We start from the raw sequence: 14,867 nt of genomic DNA, 5'->3' as shown, positions 1-14,867 counted from the left end.
CATTCTGTCCAAAGATGAAGGCGGTCGTCATACTCCGTTCTTCAAAGGCTACCGTCCGCAGTTCTACTTCCGTACTACTGACGTGACTGGTACCATCGAACTGCCGGAAGGCGTAGAGATGGTAATGCCGGGCGACAATATCAAAATGGTTGTTACCCTGATCCACCCGATCGCGATGGACGACGGTCTGCGTTTCGCAATCCGTGAAGGCGGCCGTACCGTTGGCGCGGGCGTTGTTGCTAAAGTTCTGGGCTAATTACACGTTAATTAGTTTTGAATTGAAAAGGGCGCTTCGGCGCCCTTTTTGCATTTGTTGACTGCATATCTTATTCGTACTGTCAGAACGAATAAATTATTCATATTTAAAATATCAATTCAATTTAATATTTTAAATATGAATGTTTCTGTTTTTAAAATGCTTCATTTGTCAGGCTTTTTTCTTATTTTTCATGCCGCACTTTAATTCATATTGAAGGGTTCTCGTAAAACGTAAATAATTCCTGCGTAGGACTTTTGTTTTGCAGTTTTTACGTTACAAGGGATTATAATGAAATTAAATATATTTACTAAATCTATGATTGGTATGGGGCTGGTGTGTTCCGCTCTGCCAGCATTGGCAATGGAAGCATGGAATAACCAACAAGGTGGTAATAAATATCAGGTTATTTTCGATGGCAAAATTTATGAAAATGCCTGGTGGGTTTCTTCTACAAATTGCCCGGGAAAAGCGAAAGCAAATGATGCAACTAACCCGTGGCGTTTAAAGCGTACCGCAACAGCTGCTGAAATTAGTCAGTTTGGCAATACACTTTCCTGCGAAAAGAGCGGAAGCTCATCTTCTTCAACTTCAAATACGCCAGCATCTAATACGCCTGCTAATGGCGGTTCGGCTACACCAGCACAGGGCACTGTTCCGTCTAATTCATCTGTAGTTGCCTGGAATAAACAGCAGGGCGGTCAAACCTGGTATGTCGTCTTTAATGGTGCGATATATAAAAATGCCTGGTGGGTAGCCTCTTCTAACTGCCCGGGTGATGCGAAAGGCAATGATGCCAGCAACCCATGGCGTTATGTTCGTGCCGCTACGGCAACGGAAATCTCAGAAACCAGTAATCCACAGTCTTGTACTTCAGCACCACAGCCTGCACCGGATGTGAAACCGGCACCGGACGTTAAACCGGCTCCTGATGTTCAGCCAGCCCCAGCTGATAAGTCAAACGACAACTATGCTGTCGTAGCCTGGAAAGGTCAGGAAGGTTCTTCTACATGGTACGTTATCTACAACGGCAGCATTTATAAGAACGCCTGGTGGGTAGGCGCGGCAAATTGCCCAGGCGATGCGAAAGAAAACGATGCCAGCAACCCATGGCGTTATGTTCGCGCGGCAACGGCAACAGAAATCACTCAGTATGGTAACCCAGGCTCCTGTTCCGTTAAGCCGGATAATAATGGCGGTGCTGTGACTCCGGTTGATCCAACTCCGGAAACACCGGAAACTCCAGTTACTCCAACTCCGGATAACAACGAGCCATCAACACCAGCGGATAGCAGTAACGATTACTCACTGCAGGCGTGGAGTGGCCAGGAAGGCAGCGAAATTTACCATGTTATCTTCAATGGTAATGTTTATCAGAATGCCTGGTGGGTTGGTTCTGAAGATTGCCCGCGTGGCACCAGTGTAGAAAACTCCAATAACCCATGGCGCCTCGTGCGTACAGCTACCGCTGCGGAAATGAGTCAGTACGGTAACCCGACTACCTGTGAAATTGATAATGGCGGCGTCATTATTGCGGATGGTTTCCAGGCCAGCAAAGCGTACAGCGCGAACAGCATCGTAGATTATAACGATGCACATTATAAAACCTCTGTCGATCAAGACGCATGGGGCTTTGTCCCCGGCGGCGATAACCCGTGGAAGAAATACGAACCGGCGAAAGCATGGTCCGCTTCCACCGTGTACGTGAAAGGTGATCGCGTTGTTGTTGATGGGCAGGCTTATGAAGCGCTGTTCTGGACGCAAAGTGACAACCCTGCTCTGGTTGCGAACCAAAACGCCACCGGTAGCAATAGTCGCCCGTGGAAGCCGTTAGGTAAGACTCAGAGCTATAGCAACGAAGAGCTGAATAATGCGCCGCAGTTTAATCCAGAAACGCTTTATGCCAGTGATACGCTGATTCGCTTTAACGGTGAGAACTACATTTCTCAGAGTAAAGTGCAGAAAGTTTCTCCTTCTGACAGCAACCCGTGGCGTGTTTTTGTTGACTGGACCGGAACCAAAGAGCGCGTAGGTACGCCGAAGAAAGCGTGGCCGAAACACGTTTATGCACCGTATGTCGACTTTACGCTGAATACGATCCCGGATTTGGCTGCGCTGGCTAAGAATCATAACGTCAACCACTTCACGCTGGCGTTTGTGGTGAGTAAAGATGCGAACACCTGTCTACCGACATGGGGTACCGCTTACGGTATGCAGAATTACGCTCAGTACAGCAAAATCAAAGCGCTGCGTGAGGCTGGCGGTGATGTGATGCTGTCTATCGGTGGTGCTAATAATGCCCCGCTGGCAGCTTCCTGTAAGAACGTTGACGATCTAATGCAGCATTATTATGACATCGTTGATAACCTGAACCTCAGAGTCCTGGACTTCGATATCGAAGGCACCTGGGTTGCGGATCAGGCATCTATTGAACGTCGTAACCTTGCTGTGAAGAAAGTGCAGGATAAATGGAAGTCAGAGGGCAAAGATATTGCTATCTGGTACACCTTGCCAATTCTGCCGACTGGCCTGACGCCGGAAGGGATGAATGTCCTGAGCGATGCCAAAGCGAAAGGTGTTGAGCTGGCGGGTGTGAACGTGATGACAATGGACTACGGTAACGCGATTTGTCAGTCTGCAAATACCGAAGGCCAGAACATTCACGGTAAGTGTGCAACGTCTGCGATTGCCAACCTGCATTCACAATTGAAAGGCCTCCATCCCAACAAGAGCGATGCAGAAATTGACGCTATGATGGGTACCACGCCGATGGTTGGCGTGAACGACGTTCAGGGCGAGGTGTTCTATCTCTCTGATGCTCGTCTGGTCATGCAGGATGCGCAGAAGCGTAATCTCGGTATGGTTGGTATCTGGTCAATCGCGCGCGACCTGCCAGGCGGCACTAACCTGTCTCCGGAATTCCACGGCCTGACTAAAGAACAGGCACCGAAGTACGCATTTAGCGAAATCTTCGCGCCGTTTACTAAGCAATAAATGTGTTGGCGATACCTTCCGGTATCGCCGCATTTTTTGTCAATGGGCTACTTTTGGTAGCCCATTATTTTTATTCATATTTCTATTCTTTGCTTAAAAAAGAGTCTTTCCGTAATTGAAATAAGAACTATTTTCATTTATTTTTGAAGAAAGTATACGGGAGTCTCTATGTACGTTTGTCTTTGTAATGGTATCAGCGATAAAAAAATTCGTCAGGCTGTGCGCCAGTTTTCCCCCCACTCGTTCCAGCAATTAAAAAAATTCATTCCGGTCGGCAATCAGTGCGGTAAATGTGTCCGGGCCGCGCGTGAAGTGATGGAGGATGAATTAATGCAACTGCCGGAGTTTAAGGAGTCCGCATAAACGGAGTGTGTTTTTTGACTTACTCGTAAGCCGTTCTACGCTTCAAAGAGTGGAAGCGAAGGAGTCAAAAAATGAAAGGTGATACTAAAGTTATAAATTATCTCAACAAACTGTTGGGAAATGAGCTTGTCGCAATCAATCAGTACTTTCTTCATGCCCGGATGTTTAAAAACTGGGGTCTCAAACGTCTCAATGATGTGGAGTATCATGAATCCATTGATGAGATGAAACACGCCGATCGTTATATTGAGCGCATTCTTTTTCTGGAAGGTCTTCCAAACTTACAGGACCTGGGCAAACTGAACATTGGTGAAGATGTTGAGGAAATGCTGCGTTCTGATCTGGCACTTGAGCTGGATGGCGCGAAGAATTTGCGTGAGGCAATTGGTTATGCCGATAGCGTTCATGATTACGTCAGCCGCGATATGATGATAGAAATTTTGCGCGATGAAGAAGGCCATATCGACTGGCTGGAAACGGAACTTGATCTGATTCAGAAGATGGGACTGCAAAATTATCTGCAAGCACAGATTCGCGAAGAAGGTTGAGCCGTGTCGGGAGGGAGAACCCTCCCGGTTAATAAGAGATCCAGGCCAGATATCCCAGGTTTATCATGCTGCCGAGCGCAAGCCACGGGCCGAATGCGATAGTGGGTATAGTCCGGCGTTGCAGAAGTTGTGAAACGATGGCGTAACCAATGCCACCCAGCGAGGCAATCAGCAGTATCATTGGTAACGTTTGCCAGCCACACCACGCGCCTGCAGCGGCCAGTAGCTTGAAATCACCGTAGCCCAATCCCTCTTTGTGACAAACTAACCAGACGCCCCAGTAAACACACCACAGCACCCCATAGCCAGCGACCGCGCCGTAAACCGCATCATGTAAATCAATTAATCCAGACTGCGCATTAAATACCAAGCCAAGCCAGAGCAGCGGTAAGGTGAGTTTGTCGGGCAGGAGCTGAGTGCGAAAATCAATAACACTGAGCGTGAGTGCGAAACATAAATAGAGAAAGAGTGCGCCAGTCACGATGGGCGTGAAAGGTGCCAGGGCGCAGGCGATAGCAGCAGTAACGCAAAGTATCAGGGGCACTGTATCATGCCAGGCATATTTTTTTTGCCAGAAATGAACCAATACCTGGCGAAACGTTAACGCCGTTTTATCCTCCAAAGGCGAGAGGTGATAGGCCATGGCATTAACAAAATAACCTGCAATAAAACCAACCAGAATGAAGAGCGGCAGTAGCATTGTCATTATTGTTGCTCCCTGAAGGACAAATGCTTGAGGGTGATCTCTTCGTTTCCGGCAAGAGTAAACTGAAGGTCTTCAATAACAATACCGTATGTTATCTGTGCCGTAGTGAGCCAGCGGGAGACGTTTTCGAGGGGAGCTGTGACAGGATTAATTGTCAGAGTATTGTCCGGACCGTTTTCCAGCGTGATAGTCAAATTCTCGCGTTTTGCTTCTTCGAGAAGGATATTTTTGATGGGCTGCGTAAGCGCTGGATGACCGAGTAAACCATGGGTGCTCGCTTGATCCTGCATCCATTTGATGTCCTTCTTAATTTTTTGCGCGTGGGACTGATGCTCTTCAATGTAGGTATCTATCGGTTTTATCACCGCAAGCCAACAAAAAACGCCGAGCGAGAGAACCGCCAGTGCCGCAACGATCTGTTTTTCCGATGTGGATTTTTCTGCCCACCATGATTTAATCATTTCCCTGAGTTCCTTACTGTCCATACACCACTGACCGGATCTTTTTCTGTTTTTTCCATCGGAAGCCAGGACTGTGTTAACTCACAGAAACGATCGATATTGGCTTCACTCTTAGCACTCATTTTTAAGGTCAGCGACTTTTGCCTCTGGCTATAGTTCGCCTCCATTAACTGCAGTTCAGGGTGTTCAAGCAGAAGTGTTTGTAAATGATAGAGCAACGGTACAGCTTCAGGATATTGCTGAGCGAGTTGCTGCTTAAAGTAAAAACGAAAGTTGTGGGTGTGTTTGATCTGCGGGAAATAACGTTGCCAGGTTTCTTGCTGTTGTTGCTGAAGTTGATCTTCAATCTTAAGCGTTTGCCAGAACGCGATGCCCCGGCTGCCAACAAAAGAAAGAATGGCGAGAACGAGACAGCTTACTGCCAGGCGGGCGAGCCATTTTCCCGATTTGCTTACAGTTTTCTGTTTACGAAAAACACCATGCAGCATGTCATAGCGCTGGAATGCAATATCGGCAGAATACAAACTCAGTGATGGTATTTCAGGATGCTGGATAAGTGGATTGGCCGCTGCAACGCCGTGAGGCGCTACACCATAACAACGCATATTCTCTGGCGGAAACTGGTTAGCAAGATGCTGTAACCAGTGTTCATCCAGTTCGTTGAAGGCATGTGCGGCACTGCGAATAAGCCAGCTTGTTTGCTGGTTAACCAGAGTCCAGCTATCTACTTCCCAGGGAAGATAGCAGCCATCTGGCAAAACCCGCGTCACGTTGAGTCCGGCAGTATGTAAACGCTCAAGATAACGACTGAGTTTCTCCGACTGAATGCCTATCACCTCGACACTTTCGTTTTGTTTATCGACAACCGTCCAGTGCCAATTTTGGCTGGCGTCGGGTAATGTCTCCTCCGCCAACCACTGTAATGTTTGCGCGGTGAGTTTGTATTTGGCGTTGGGCAGCGTGAGGGAACGATATAAAAGACCCTCAGGTGGGATCAAAAGGTGAACATTTCCGGCACCGGGCTGATCGGCCAGCGACTCCAGCGGAAGATCGTCTGTGAGCGTATGTACCGAAGATACGCTATCTGCGGAGAACGTCATCCATTCCCAATGCTTACGCAGCGTCGAGAAAGAACGTATTACCATCAACGATTCAGGCATCACGATCCTTATGATTAGTAGAGTTGCAGCGTACGCCGATAGATTTGGACGCTCTGCTGTTTACGGTTGAAAAAAATATGGCTTTGCCATCCCTGGGATTGTTCGTCGCTGATACTTTCCGTATTCAGCGTAAAATAGCGGCTATAGGGAAAGAGATGCCCTTTCACCTGAGCAACCAGGGGCTTCACGCCGGAGAAATCCTGCTGCGCCCAGTAAAGAAATGCATCTGTGGTTAGCCAGCCTTCCCTGGGCCTTTTTTGTAATAAGACCCGAGCGTCAGCATCCGTGATGTTATTGAGGAATAATGCTCTGAAGAGCGGAATATCGTTCTCCGTTAGCATATTAAGATTGATGCTAAGTTCCGAGGTCGGGAGAACGCAGACATACGGGATAAGCCGCTGATAGATGTTTTCGGTTATGCCTTTTATCTGACGCAATTCACCGGTCAGAAAAAGCATTTGATTGGCGCTATGGCGAGGCGGCGTTTGGCTTTGGTAAAAGTTATCTTCTGCGCCGTGAAAGCGTGGCGAATCATCGGCATCAATATAGTCAGCGATTGATTGCACGATCTCATCGGTGTTTCCGCGATCGATACCGGCGTTAATCAGCAGGGCACTGAATACCTGGGCGGGGAAATCAGGGGAAGCCAGCGGGGCGTCAGAGATTTTTGCTAAGGCATTGAGATTAAAACAGTGCTGGGCATCGCGTAACTGCCACTTCACTGTATTGCCATTTTCCAGCTGCAACTGTTGCGGTTGTGCCCAGTACTGCTGCAACGTGGTTTGTCTGTCGTTATCTTTAACGTCCTGGGTGAGGCTGGCAAGCGCAAGTTTCTCCGCCAGCTCAATATCATATTGCCGTTGCAAATGATGGTTTACCTGGCGGGTTCGATGAAGCTGGCCGTGAAAACTGATCGTCATGTCTGCAGCCAGAGCAGCCATGAGCGCCAGTAACATGAGTACAATGAGCAGTGCTACGCCGCGTTGTTCATTATTCATGGTTATTATTCCCGGCCTGCGTCTGAGCTGGCGACTCTTCTCTCGCTAACTGCTCAGGTAATGCAAAACGGCGCTGTAACGCCCCATATTGCTGAGTCTTCAGATGTAACGTGACTGAGAGAGGAAGCTCCTGGCTTTCTCCGCTGTTACTTTCCAGAAGAAAGCTCTCGACATGTTCCAGCATCGCCTGGGCGGGTTGATCCTTCCTGCCATCCACAGAAGTACGAACAGCACGGTAGAGCGTATGATTTCGCAGATACCAGTGAACAGTGAGTAAGGTTTGTGCTTCACTGAGAGGGGCCAGCGGATCGCGACTTTGCGTGGTAAAAATCGCTTCTTCACCCAACACCATGATTTTGTCCGTACTCCGATTCCGCCGGGCGACCAGTTGCAGGAGATCGTTATCAAGAATGGTGATGGTGCGCTGTAGCTGATTGAACTGCTGGATTTCTTTCTGTGAACGTTGATGCAACTCGGAAGCTTGAGAAAAAATCATAAACGCCAGCACGCTAAGCATTGAGAAAATCGCCAGCGCCGCCATGACTTCCAGCAATGTGAAACCCTGCTGGCGATTAATCATCTTGTGCCTGCCCGGATTTATTATTGATGCTTTGATAGCGCGTAAGCGAGGTTGTCTGACCGCTGGGTAATGTCACCGTTATGGTGTGTTCCAGAAGCGTGCCGTCTTTGCTTGAGTGGATATCGCTGCGCCAGTTCCACTCTTCGCCATTTATTAACTCTTTGCCAGAACTGGACGTGTTTTCCTCGTCGAATGAATCTTGTGACTGAAGCTGGTTATCCGCTATCCACAATGCCAGCGTCTCATTACGCATCCGCTCGATGGCAGTTCGTTGCCCTTGCATACTGCTCATTAAAGTCAGCGCAACAGCGGTGAAAATACTCATCGCCAGTAAGACTTCAAGCAGTGTCATCCCTGATTGTTTGTTCATGGGCGGGTATCTCTGGCGAGCGTTTGATCCAGGGGCCATGAGCCTGAACTGACTAACGTCAGGAGCGGCTCACCGGTCCCGGCATTAGCCATCAACAAAGAGAAGGGCGTGATTTGTCCGTCGGCCAGAATCACCACCTGCGGTTGGTTGCTGTCATCAGGTTTAAATGGCTGAAGTTGAATTGAGAGTTCTTCACCCCAGTCATTTTTGCTCTCGTCTGCGGCATCTTCTTGTAATGGAACCCAGCGCCAGGCTGATGGTGTTTTGCCCGGTACCATAATGCGCCATGCTGAATCAGAGAAATGGATACCGACAGGCTGACCACTGAGCGTGGCGCGGTCGATGGCTAATTCAAGTGCAGCGGTAAACCGCGCCGCTGTTTCGCGCGCACGAGTGCTGGCGGCATCCTCCCGACCATATGTGAAGAGCACCACACTTGCCGTGATAGCGACCAGCGCCAGCACCAGCATCATCTCCAGCAGGGTAAACCCGCGTTGCTGATTCATCGCTGACTTACTTTTTCTTCTTGCTCAAACCCCAGTTGGTGATGTCGTCCTCGGTTCCCATTTCACCATCGGGTCCTGCTGAAAGCAGATCGTATGCACCATGTTCACCAGGATTAACGAGGACATAATCATTGCCCCAGGGATCGGCAGGCAGACGCTTGATATAACCTTCCTTGTTATAGTTTGCGGCCAGCGGTGGCAGTGTCGGCGCTTCTACTAAGGATTCAAGCCCCTGATTTGTGGTTGGATAGCGATGATTGTCGAGCTTGTACATATCCAGGGCGTTTTCCAGCGCCACAATATCGCTGACGGCTTTTTGTTTATCCGCCTTTTCTTTATTGCCCATCAGGTTGGGAACCACCAGGCTGGCGAGTACGCCAATGATGACAATTACCACCATAATTTCCAGTAATGTAAAACCGCGTTGCTTATCCGTTGCGCGCATATGATTTCCTTAATTAATCATTGAGTTAAGTTGAAGAAGAGGTTGGAGTACCGACACGACAATAAACAGGACGATCAGTGCCATCGTAATAATGAGTGCTGGCTCGAAGATGGAGAGCGTTAAGGCGATCCGATTTTGTTGGAGTGTCTCCTGGTTATCTGCGGCTCTGACCATTAACGTGCCGAGTTGCCCGCTTTTTTCGCCAGAGGCCACCATGTAGAGCATCATCGGCGGGAAAATTGCGGTTTGTTCCAGTGAAAGATGAATGCTGTTACCCTGGCGAACGTTTTCTGCCGCATTTGCCATGCGCTGGCGAATTTCGAGGTTGTTGAGGCTTTCGGTGGACAAATTCATCCCATCCAGCAGAGGGACGCCGCTGGATTGCAAAATACTTAAAGTGCGGAGATAGCGTGCGCTGTTAATGGCGCAAATCAGCGGGCCGATGAGCGCAACGCGCAGTAACATGGCATGAAAACGGTGGCGGTTATTGCCGCGTTTTAACCAGAGCCAGAAACCCACAGCGACAATAAATACTGTCGCTAATAATGTCGGGCCGGTACGTTGCAACGTGTCGCTCAGACCTAAAAGAATGCGTGTACTCAGTGGCAGTTGCTGCTTCATATGCACGAACTGTTCGGTAATTTTGGGCACGACAGCAGTGAGGAGAATAATCACGACCACAATCGCCACCGTAGTGAGCATGCAGGGGTAGATCAGTGACTGAATGAGCTTGCTGCGGATTTTCTGCCGGTTTTCATTGTAATCAGCCAGCTTTTCCAACACCGGGGCCAGCAGACCGCTCTTTTCGCCCGCTTTTACCAGGGTACGGTAGAGCGAATCGAAAAGCGTGGGAAAATGTTGTAACGCATCGGAAAGGGGATGCCCTTCAAGGATGGCGCTGCGTACCTGATTTAACACGTCAGCCAGTCGATTATTACTGCTTTGTTGACCAATTACGGCAAGGCTCTCTTCCAGGGGTAATGCCGCTGCGCTTAAGGTTGCCAACTGCCGGGTGAAAAGCGTCAGTTCACTATGGCTGATCCTCGGGCGACGTGTTTTTACTCCCGAACTTTTTTGGGGGCGAATATCCAACAGGAAAAGCCCTTCTTCACGCAGCCGCAGTCGTGCCTGACGTTCATCGTTAGCATCAATGATCCCCTGCAATTTTTGACCATCCAGGGTCATGGCGCGATAGCGATAATTCATGCTTCGTTCTCCAGCGTGGCACTGGCGACGCGCATAACCTCATCCCAGGAGGTGTCACCGCGTATCACTTTTTGCAGGCCATTTTTGATTAAGGCATTGTGTTGTTGCCGGACCAGTCGCTCCAGTGCTTGTTCATCCACATTTTCATGAATAGCGGCCCGCAATTCCGGCGTCACCACCATCATTTCGTGGATCGCCATGCGCCCCTGGTAGCCGGATTGATGGCAATGAGGGCAGCCTACGGGAGTGCCAATTGTCGTCACCGCGAGCTGATGATATTTAAACATCTGCGCTTGCTGGGGCGATACGGGCGTGAATTGTCGGCATTGCGGACACAGACGACGAACCAGACGTTGCGCGATAATCCCTGCCAGTGAAGACGAAAGCAGGAATGATTCGACGCCCATGTCGCGTAGCCGGGTGACTGCGCCTGATGCACTGTTAGTGTGGAGTGTTGAGAGTACCAGATGGCCTGTGAGCGAGGCCTGAACCGCAATTTGCGCGGTTTCTGTATCACGAATCTCCCCCACCATGACGACATCCGGGTCCTGGCGAAGTATGGCGCGCAGGCCGCGAGCGAAAGACATATCCACGCGGGTATTCACCTGCGTTTGTCCTATGCCTTCCAGTTCATATTCCACGGGATCTTCTACCGTCAGAATATTACGGCCAGGGGTATTAAGCGCCGAAAGAATGGCGTAGAGCGTGGTGCTTTTACCGGAGCCTGTCGGCCCTGTTACCAGGATAATACCGTGCGGAAGCTGAATGAGATTTTCTAAATCCTGTTTATCCGCTGCTGTCATCCCCAGGTTGTTCAATGAAAGCTGGAGGCTGTTTTTATCCAGCAGGCGGAGCACAGCGCGTTCACCATAGATGGATGGCAGTGTGGATACGCGGACATCTATGTTACGTCGCCCGATACGCAAACTGATTCTTCCATCCTGTGGAATACGTTTTTCGGCGATATCAAGACGAGCCATGACCTTAATTCGGGAGATAAGCAGTGCCGCCAGTTTTTTGTTGGGCTGTAAAATTGTCCGCAAAACGCCGTCGATGCGAAAACGGATCGACATTGTTTTTTCATAGGTTTCAATGTGGATATCGGAGGCGGTTTCTTTGATGGCCTCACTCAAAATAGCATTGATCAAGCGGATAACCGGTGCCGCTGAATCTTCATTCAGGAGATCTTCATTTGCGGGCATCTCTTCCGAAAGCGAGAGAAGATCGACGGATTGATCGATATCCTGCGCAATCTGTTGCGACTCACCGGTATTCTGATGGAACACCGCTTCCAGTCGGGCTTCAAAATCAGCCTGTGACAAGCTGGTCATGGTCTGGCACTGGCCAACTTGACGTTGAATATCGAGTAACCGTTCGAATGGCGTATCGGCGAGATAAATAATCTCGCCCTCTGAATAGAGATAACCAATTCGTTGTGCCAGCGCCCAACTGGCGGGGTACGGTGAGTGAATTCTCATAAGAATGCCTCACCGTGACGATGGCGCAGGGGCGTGACTGTTGAACGTGTTCTCATTCAGCACCGGCAAATCTTCCGAGCCAACCAGCGCTTTTGATTTCCCGTCGATTCGCAGCTGTTGCTCCTGACGGTAGCGGGTGTATTTCTCTTTTGACAGTGAGCGATAAACATCATCGTCACGGATAATCGTCGGGCGGATAAATACCATCAGGTTGCGTTTAGCGCGCTCGGTCGAGGTATAGCGGAAGAGTTGTCCCACTAAAGGAATATCGCCAAGCAGAGGAACCTTTGACACTTGCTCTTTAGAAAAATCATCCAGCAATCCGCCCAGGACCACCGTTTCACCGGTTTTAACCAGCACGGCGTTTTGAATAGTACGGGTGTTAAATGTCGGGCCGAGCGTCGAATTAGACGAAGAGTCAACGCTGGAAACCTCCTGCTCTATTTCGAGCAGTACCGCGTCGCCTTCATTGACCTGCGGAGTGACTTTGAGTTTTGTGCCCACCGTTTTGCGTTCGACAGTATTAAAGACGTTATCCCCAGAAGTGGTCTGAGAGCCGGATAGCACCGGCACATCCTGACCAACGTTGAAGGACGCGAGTTTATTATCCAGCGTTACGATGCTCGGGGTGGCGAGGATGTCATTTTTATTGTTACTGGCCAGCGCAGTCAACAATACGCCCCAGTCGCCATTGAAGAAGCCTGCAGCCATGCCATTGTAGGCGCTAAACATATCCCAGGCAGGATTCGCGCTGGTGATCCCGCCATTCTTTTTATAATCAGCTACACCTTGCGCAGCGTTAAAAACCGGTAATCCCGTATTGGTAAATTGCTGTGCGCCAACGTTTTTATTCGCCCATTGCACGCCGAGGTTGAGTCCATTTCCATCCTGAACTTCGACGATGATTGCCTCAACCAGCACCTGTGCACGGCGAATATCCAGACGCGCAATTACCGTGGCGAGTTTCTCCTGGACGGACTGGTCAGCGGTAATGACCAACGAGTTGGTCTGTTCATCGGCGGTAATGGCCACATTATCCATCGCAGAAGTAGAAGAAGGCTTACGCGAATTCCCTTTTTCATCTTTCAGCTTTTCGGAAACACCGGTTAGCACTTCCACCAGATTCGTGGCTTTAGCATATTTCAGGTAATAGACCCGGGTATTTCCTTCCTCGCTCTCTTCTACATCAAGGCTTTTCAGTAATGAAGTTATGCGCTGGCGTGCTTTTTCCGGCCCGCTGATGATAAGAGAGTTGGTTCGCTTATCCGCCACAATCTTCGCGGAAAGGAGGGCAGGCATCTGGCTTTTACCGTGGCTTTCGCTGATTAATTGATTAAGAATTTCGGCGAGATCTTCCGCTGATGCATATTCCAGATGAATAATTTGCTGCTTCTCTGTGCCGATGACATCAACGCGCTTTATGACTTCAATCAGTTTATTAATGGTGGAGGCACGACCGGTCAGAATAAGAACGTTGGAGGGTTCATAATGCACAACATTACCGACGCTACCCGCATCCATCATCTGGCGGAGCAGGGGAGCCAGGTCACGAGCAGGAACGTTCTCAAGCGGTACGATTCGGGTGACCAACTCATCACCTACGCCTGGACGAGAACTGTCAGCAATCATCCCTGGCGATGTTTTTACATTAGCTGAGCGCACCACTTTCAGAAAACCATTGTCCAGTGTGATCACGGAATAACCGTAAAGATCAAGAATACTTAAAAAGAAATGGTAGTACTCCTGTTGGCTAAACGTATCATTACTGCGTACGGAAATGGTTCCCTGTACCGAAGGGTCGATCAGGATCGTTTTGCCAAGATGCTGACCCACTATTTCCACGAACTGGCGGATATCGGCGTTATTGAAGTTAGCGCCGTATTGTTCGTTCTCAGCGTGTCCTGCACAAGGCATGAGTAGTGCTGCCAGCAAGCAGCAGGTGATTTTATTGAGTCCCTTCATTGCGCTGTCCATTCATTCCTGTAAGTTCCGCGACGGAAACATTTATCAAGCGGGGTACGCCGTTGCGACGAATTGTAAACTGAGCACTTTGTTGAGTTAGCAGTAAACTTAATGCCTGTGAAACCTCATCAGGGTGGGTCAGCGAAAGATTATTGATCCTGAGGGCGATATCCCCAGGTTGCAGCAAGCTGGTGGTAAATGCATTGAGACCCTTACGAGGATTCAATCGAAGACCGTATATCTGTTCTCCATCACGTATAGGTGTGGCGATAATATAATCGGCGAGTACATTTTGATTTTCCGAATCAGGCTGCTTGATGATGTCAGGTAGCCCTGGATGGAGAGTTACTTTTTCGTAATGCCCGTGAGTTTCAAACACAACGCTGGTTTTATTTATTTTTCTAATAAACGTTCCCGGCGCTGACTCAAGGGCTTCGTTGAGGGAGTATCGCTTTTGTTCGTTCCCCTCATTAATTAAGACAAAAGAAGTCTCATCATTCGATGTGAGTACAATGCCATTAAGCGCTATAGAGAGCTTAGGTGTTTCCTGATTAACTGCCACGGGATTTGCATCTTTTACCCCAGCATGATTTTCGTTGCGCCATAAAGCGGCAAGGCTGAATTCAGACTGAAATGCATTTGTTGGTTGATTAATGATCTGTTCATTTTTAACTATAGTTGTATGGAAATAATTCACATTAAAAATAATCAACCCTATGCTTATAAATATAATCAATATATTGATGGCAGCATCTTTATTATGATTCGCCAGATGGAAAGGGAAAGGTAGTGTGGGCACGATGTATGTTCTAATAAAATAGATTGGGTGGGTTG

15 protein-coding genes and 1 pseudogene are annotated in these 14,867 nt (G+C 48.9%); 4 read left to right on the top strand and 12 right to left on the bottom strand.

Annotated elements, in window-relative coordinates:
* The 4 genes and pseudogenes from tuf to bfr form a co-directional block, all read left to right on the top strand.
* Positions 1 to 256 (top strand): annotated as a pseudogene (tuf, locus tag ACJHYO_RS23385) (elongation factor Tu); the annotation flags it as partial.
* A 291-nt stretch (positions 257 to 547) separates the two neighbouring features.
* Positions 548 to 3,250 (top strand): bifunctional chitinase/lysozyme, encoded by a 2,703-nt coding sequence (gene chiA / locus ACJHYO_RS23380; RefSeq protein ID WP_094258993.1) that lies wholly within the window; start codon positions 548 to 550, stop codon positions 3,248 to 3,250.
* 168 nt (positions 3,251 to 3,418) lie between these two features.
* Positions 3,419 to 3,613, top strand: coding sequence for a bacterioferritin-associated ferredoxin (gene bfd, locus ACJHYO_RS23375; RefSeq protein ID WP_000289085.1), 195 nt, complete (start codon positions 3,419 to 3,421; stop codon positions 3,611 to 3,613).
* A gap of 71 nt (positions 3,614 to 3,684) precedes the next feature.
* On the top strand, positions 3,685 to 4,161 hold the full coding sequence (bfr, locus tag ACJHYO_RS23370) for a bacterioferritin (RefSeq protein WP_000675504.1): 477 nt from the start codon (positions 3,685 to 3,687) through the stop codon (positions 4,159 to 4,161).
* Between the two features lie 28 nt (positions 4,162 to 4,189).
* Here the strand turns inward: bfr and gspO are convergent, their stop codons facing one another.
* From gspO to gspC, 12 genes are read right to left on the bottom strand one after another with little or no spacing between them, the layout of a single operon-like run.
* Entirely contained in the window at positions 4,190 to 4,867 is a 678-nt protein-coding gene (gene gspO / locus ACJHYO_RS23365) for a prepilin peptidase GspO (protein ID WP_085455576.1), read from the bottom strand.
* Positions 4,867 to 5,328: a type II secretion system protein GspM gene (gene gspM / locus ACJHYO_RS23360; protein WP_001298207.1), complete on the bottom strand. Its 462-nt coding sequence runs from the start codon at positions 5,326 to 5,328 to the stop codon at positions 4,867 to 4,869. Before gspM ends, gspO begins: the two co-directional genes overlap by 1 nt.
* The gene (gene gspL / locus ACJHYO_RS23355; protein WP_001335091.1) at positions 5,325 to 6,488 is read right to left on the bottom strand and encodes a type II secretion system protein GspL; all 1,164 of its coding nucleotides are present in this window, start codon (positions 6,486 to 6,488) and stop codon (positions 5,325 to 5,327) included. Before gspL ends, gspM begins: the two co-directional genes overlap by 4 nt.
* A 14-nt stretch (positions 6,489 to 6,502) precedes the next feature.
* Positions 6,503 to 7,486 (bottom strand): type II secretion system minor pseudopilin GspK, encoded by a 984-nt coding sequence (gene gspK, locus ACJHYO_RS23350; RefSeq protein ID WP_021581100.1) that lies wholly within the window; start codon positions 7,484 to 7,486, stop codon positions 6,503 to 6,505.
* A complete protein-coding gene (gspJ, locus tag ACJHYO_RS23345) occupies positions 7,479 to 8,066 on the bottom strand; it encodes a type II secretion system minor pseudopilin GspJ (RefSeq protein ID WP_000610632.1) in 588 nt (195 codons plus the stop codon). Before gspJ ends, gspK begins: the two co-directional genes overlap by 8 nt.
* Complete coding sequence (gspI, locus tag ACJHYO_RS23340; RefSeq protein WP_001041748.1) at positions 8,059 to 8,436, bottom strand: type II secretion system minor pseudopilin GspI; 378 nt, start codon at positions 8,434 to 8,436, stop codon at positions 8,059 to 8,061. Before gspI ends, gspJ begins: the two co-directional genes overlap by 8 nt.
* Positions 8,433 to 8,942 carry a type II secretion system minor pseudopilin GspH gene (gene gspH / locus ACJHYO_RS23335; protein ID WP_001076035.1) on the bottom strand — a complete coding sequence of 170 codons (510 nt, stop codon included), beginning with the start codon at positions 8,940 to 8,942 and terminating at the stop codon, positions 8,433 to 8,435. The genes gspI and gspH overlap by 4 nt, the downstream gene beginning before the upstream one ends.
* Before the next feature lie 7 nt (positions 8,943 to 8,949).
* Positions 8,950 to 9,387, bottom strand: coding sequence for a type II secretion system major pseudopilin GspG (gspG, locus tag ACJHYO_RS23330; RefSeq protein ID WP_001202877.1), 438 nt, complete (start codon positions 9,385 to 9,387; stop codon positions 8,950 to 8,952).
* A 9-nt stretch (positions 9,388 to 9,396) separates the two neighbouring features.
* Positions 9,397 to 10,593 carry a type II secretion system inner membrane protein GspF gene (gspF, locus tag ACJHYO_RS23325; protein WP_410232580.1) on the bottom strand — a complete coding sequence of 399 codons (1,197 nt, stop codon included), beginning with the start codon at positions 10,591 to 10,593 and terminating at the stop codon, positions 9,397 to 9,399.
* Entirely contained in the window at positions 10,590 to 12,071 is a 1,482-nt protein-coding gene (gspE, locus tag ACJHYO_RS23320; protein ID WP_001219895.1) for a type II secretion system ATPase GspE, read from the bottom strand. Before gspE ends, gspF begins: the two co-directional genes overlap by 4 nt.
* Before the next feature lie 9 nt (positions 12,072 to 12,080).
* The gene (gene gspD, locus ACJHYO_RS23315) at positions 12,081 to 14,033 is read right to left on the bottom strand and encodes a type II secretion system secretin GspD (RefSeq protein WP_001520228.1); all 1,953 of its coding nucleotides are present in this window, start codon (positions 14,031 to 14,033) and stop codon (positions 12,081 to 12,083) included.
* A complete protein-coding gene (gspC, locus tag ACJHYO_RS23310) occupies positions 14,017 to 14,832 on the bottom strand; it encodes a type II secretion system protein GspC (protein ID WP_001142674.1) in 816 nt (271 codons plus the stop codon). The genes gspD and gspC overlap by 17 nt, the downstream gene beginning before the upstream one ends.
* Positions 14,833 to 14,867: the final 35 nt, after the last annotated feature.

It is taken from the genome of Escherichia sp. WS1118, from assembly GCF_046487695.1.
In the GTDB taxonomy this organism is placed as follows: domain Bacteria; phylum Pseudomonadota; class Gammaproteobacteria; order Enterobacterales; family Enterobacteriaceae; genus Escherichia; species Escherichia coli.
Note: the sequence above shows the minus strand (reverse complement) of the source record. Positions and strands in the feature narration are given on the sequence as shown.

Coding starts and splice junctions, on each gene's coding strand:
- chiA (WP_094258993.1), top strand. CDS start 548: ATGAAATTAAATATATTTACTAAATCTATGATTGGTATGGGGCTGGTG.
- bfd (WP_000289085.1), top strand. CDS start 3,419: ATGTACGTTTGTCTTTGTAATGGTATCAGCGATAAAAAAATTCGTCAG.
- bfr (WP_000675504.1), top strand. CDS start 3,685: ATGAAAGGTGATACTAAAGTTATAAATTATCTCAACAAACTGTTGGGA.
- gspO (WP_085455576.1), bottom strand. CDS start 4,867: ATGACAATGCTACTGCCGCTCTTCATTCTGGTTGGTTTTATTGCAGGT.
- gspM (WP_001298207.1), bottom strand. CDS start 5,328: ATGATTAAATCATGGTGGGCAGAAAAATCCACATCGGAAAAACAGATC.
- gspL (WP_001335091.1), bottom strand. CDS start 6,488: ATGCCTGAATCGTTGATGGTAATACGTTCTTTCTCGACGCTGCGTAAG.
- gspK (WP_021581100.1), bottom strand. CDS start 7,486: ATGAATAATGAACAACGCGGCGTAGCACTGCTCATTGTACTCATGTTA.
- gspJ (WP_000610632.1), bottom strand. CDS start 8,066: ATGATTAATCGCCAGCAGGGTTTCACATTGCTGGAAGTCATGGCGGCG.
- gspI (WP_001041748.1), bottom strand. CDS start 8,436: ATGAACAAACAATCAGGGATGACACTGCTTGAAGTCTTACTGGCGATG.
- gspH (WP_001076035.1), bottom strand. CDS start 8,942: ATGAATCAGCAACGCGGGTTTACCCTGCTGGAGATGATGCTGGTGCTG.
- gspG (WP_001202877.1), bottom strand. CDS start 9,387: ATGCGCGCAACGGATAAGCAACGCGGTTTTACATTACTGGAAATTATG.
- gspF (WP_410232580.1), bottom strand. CDS start 10,593: ATGAATTATCGCTATCGCGCCATGACCCTGGATGGTCAAAAATTGCAG.
- gspE (WP_001219895.1), bottom strand. CDS start 12,071: ATGAGAATTCACTCACCGTACCCCGCCAGTTGGGCGCTGGCACAACGA.
- gspD (WP_001520228.1), bottom strand. CDS start 14,033: ATGAAGGGACTCAATAAAATCACCTGCTGCTTGCTGGCAGCACTACTC.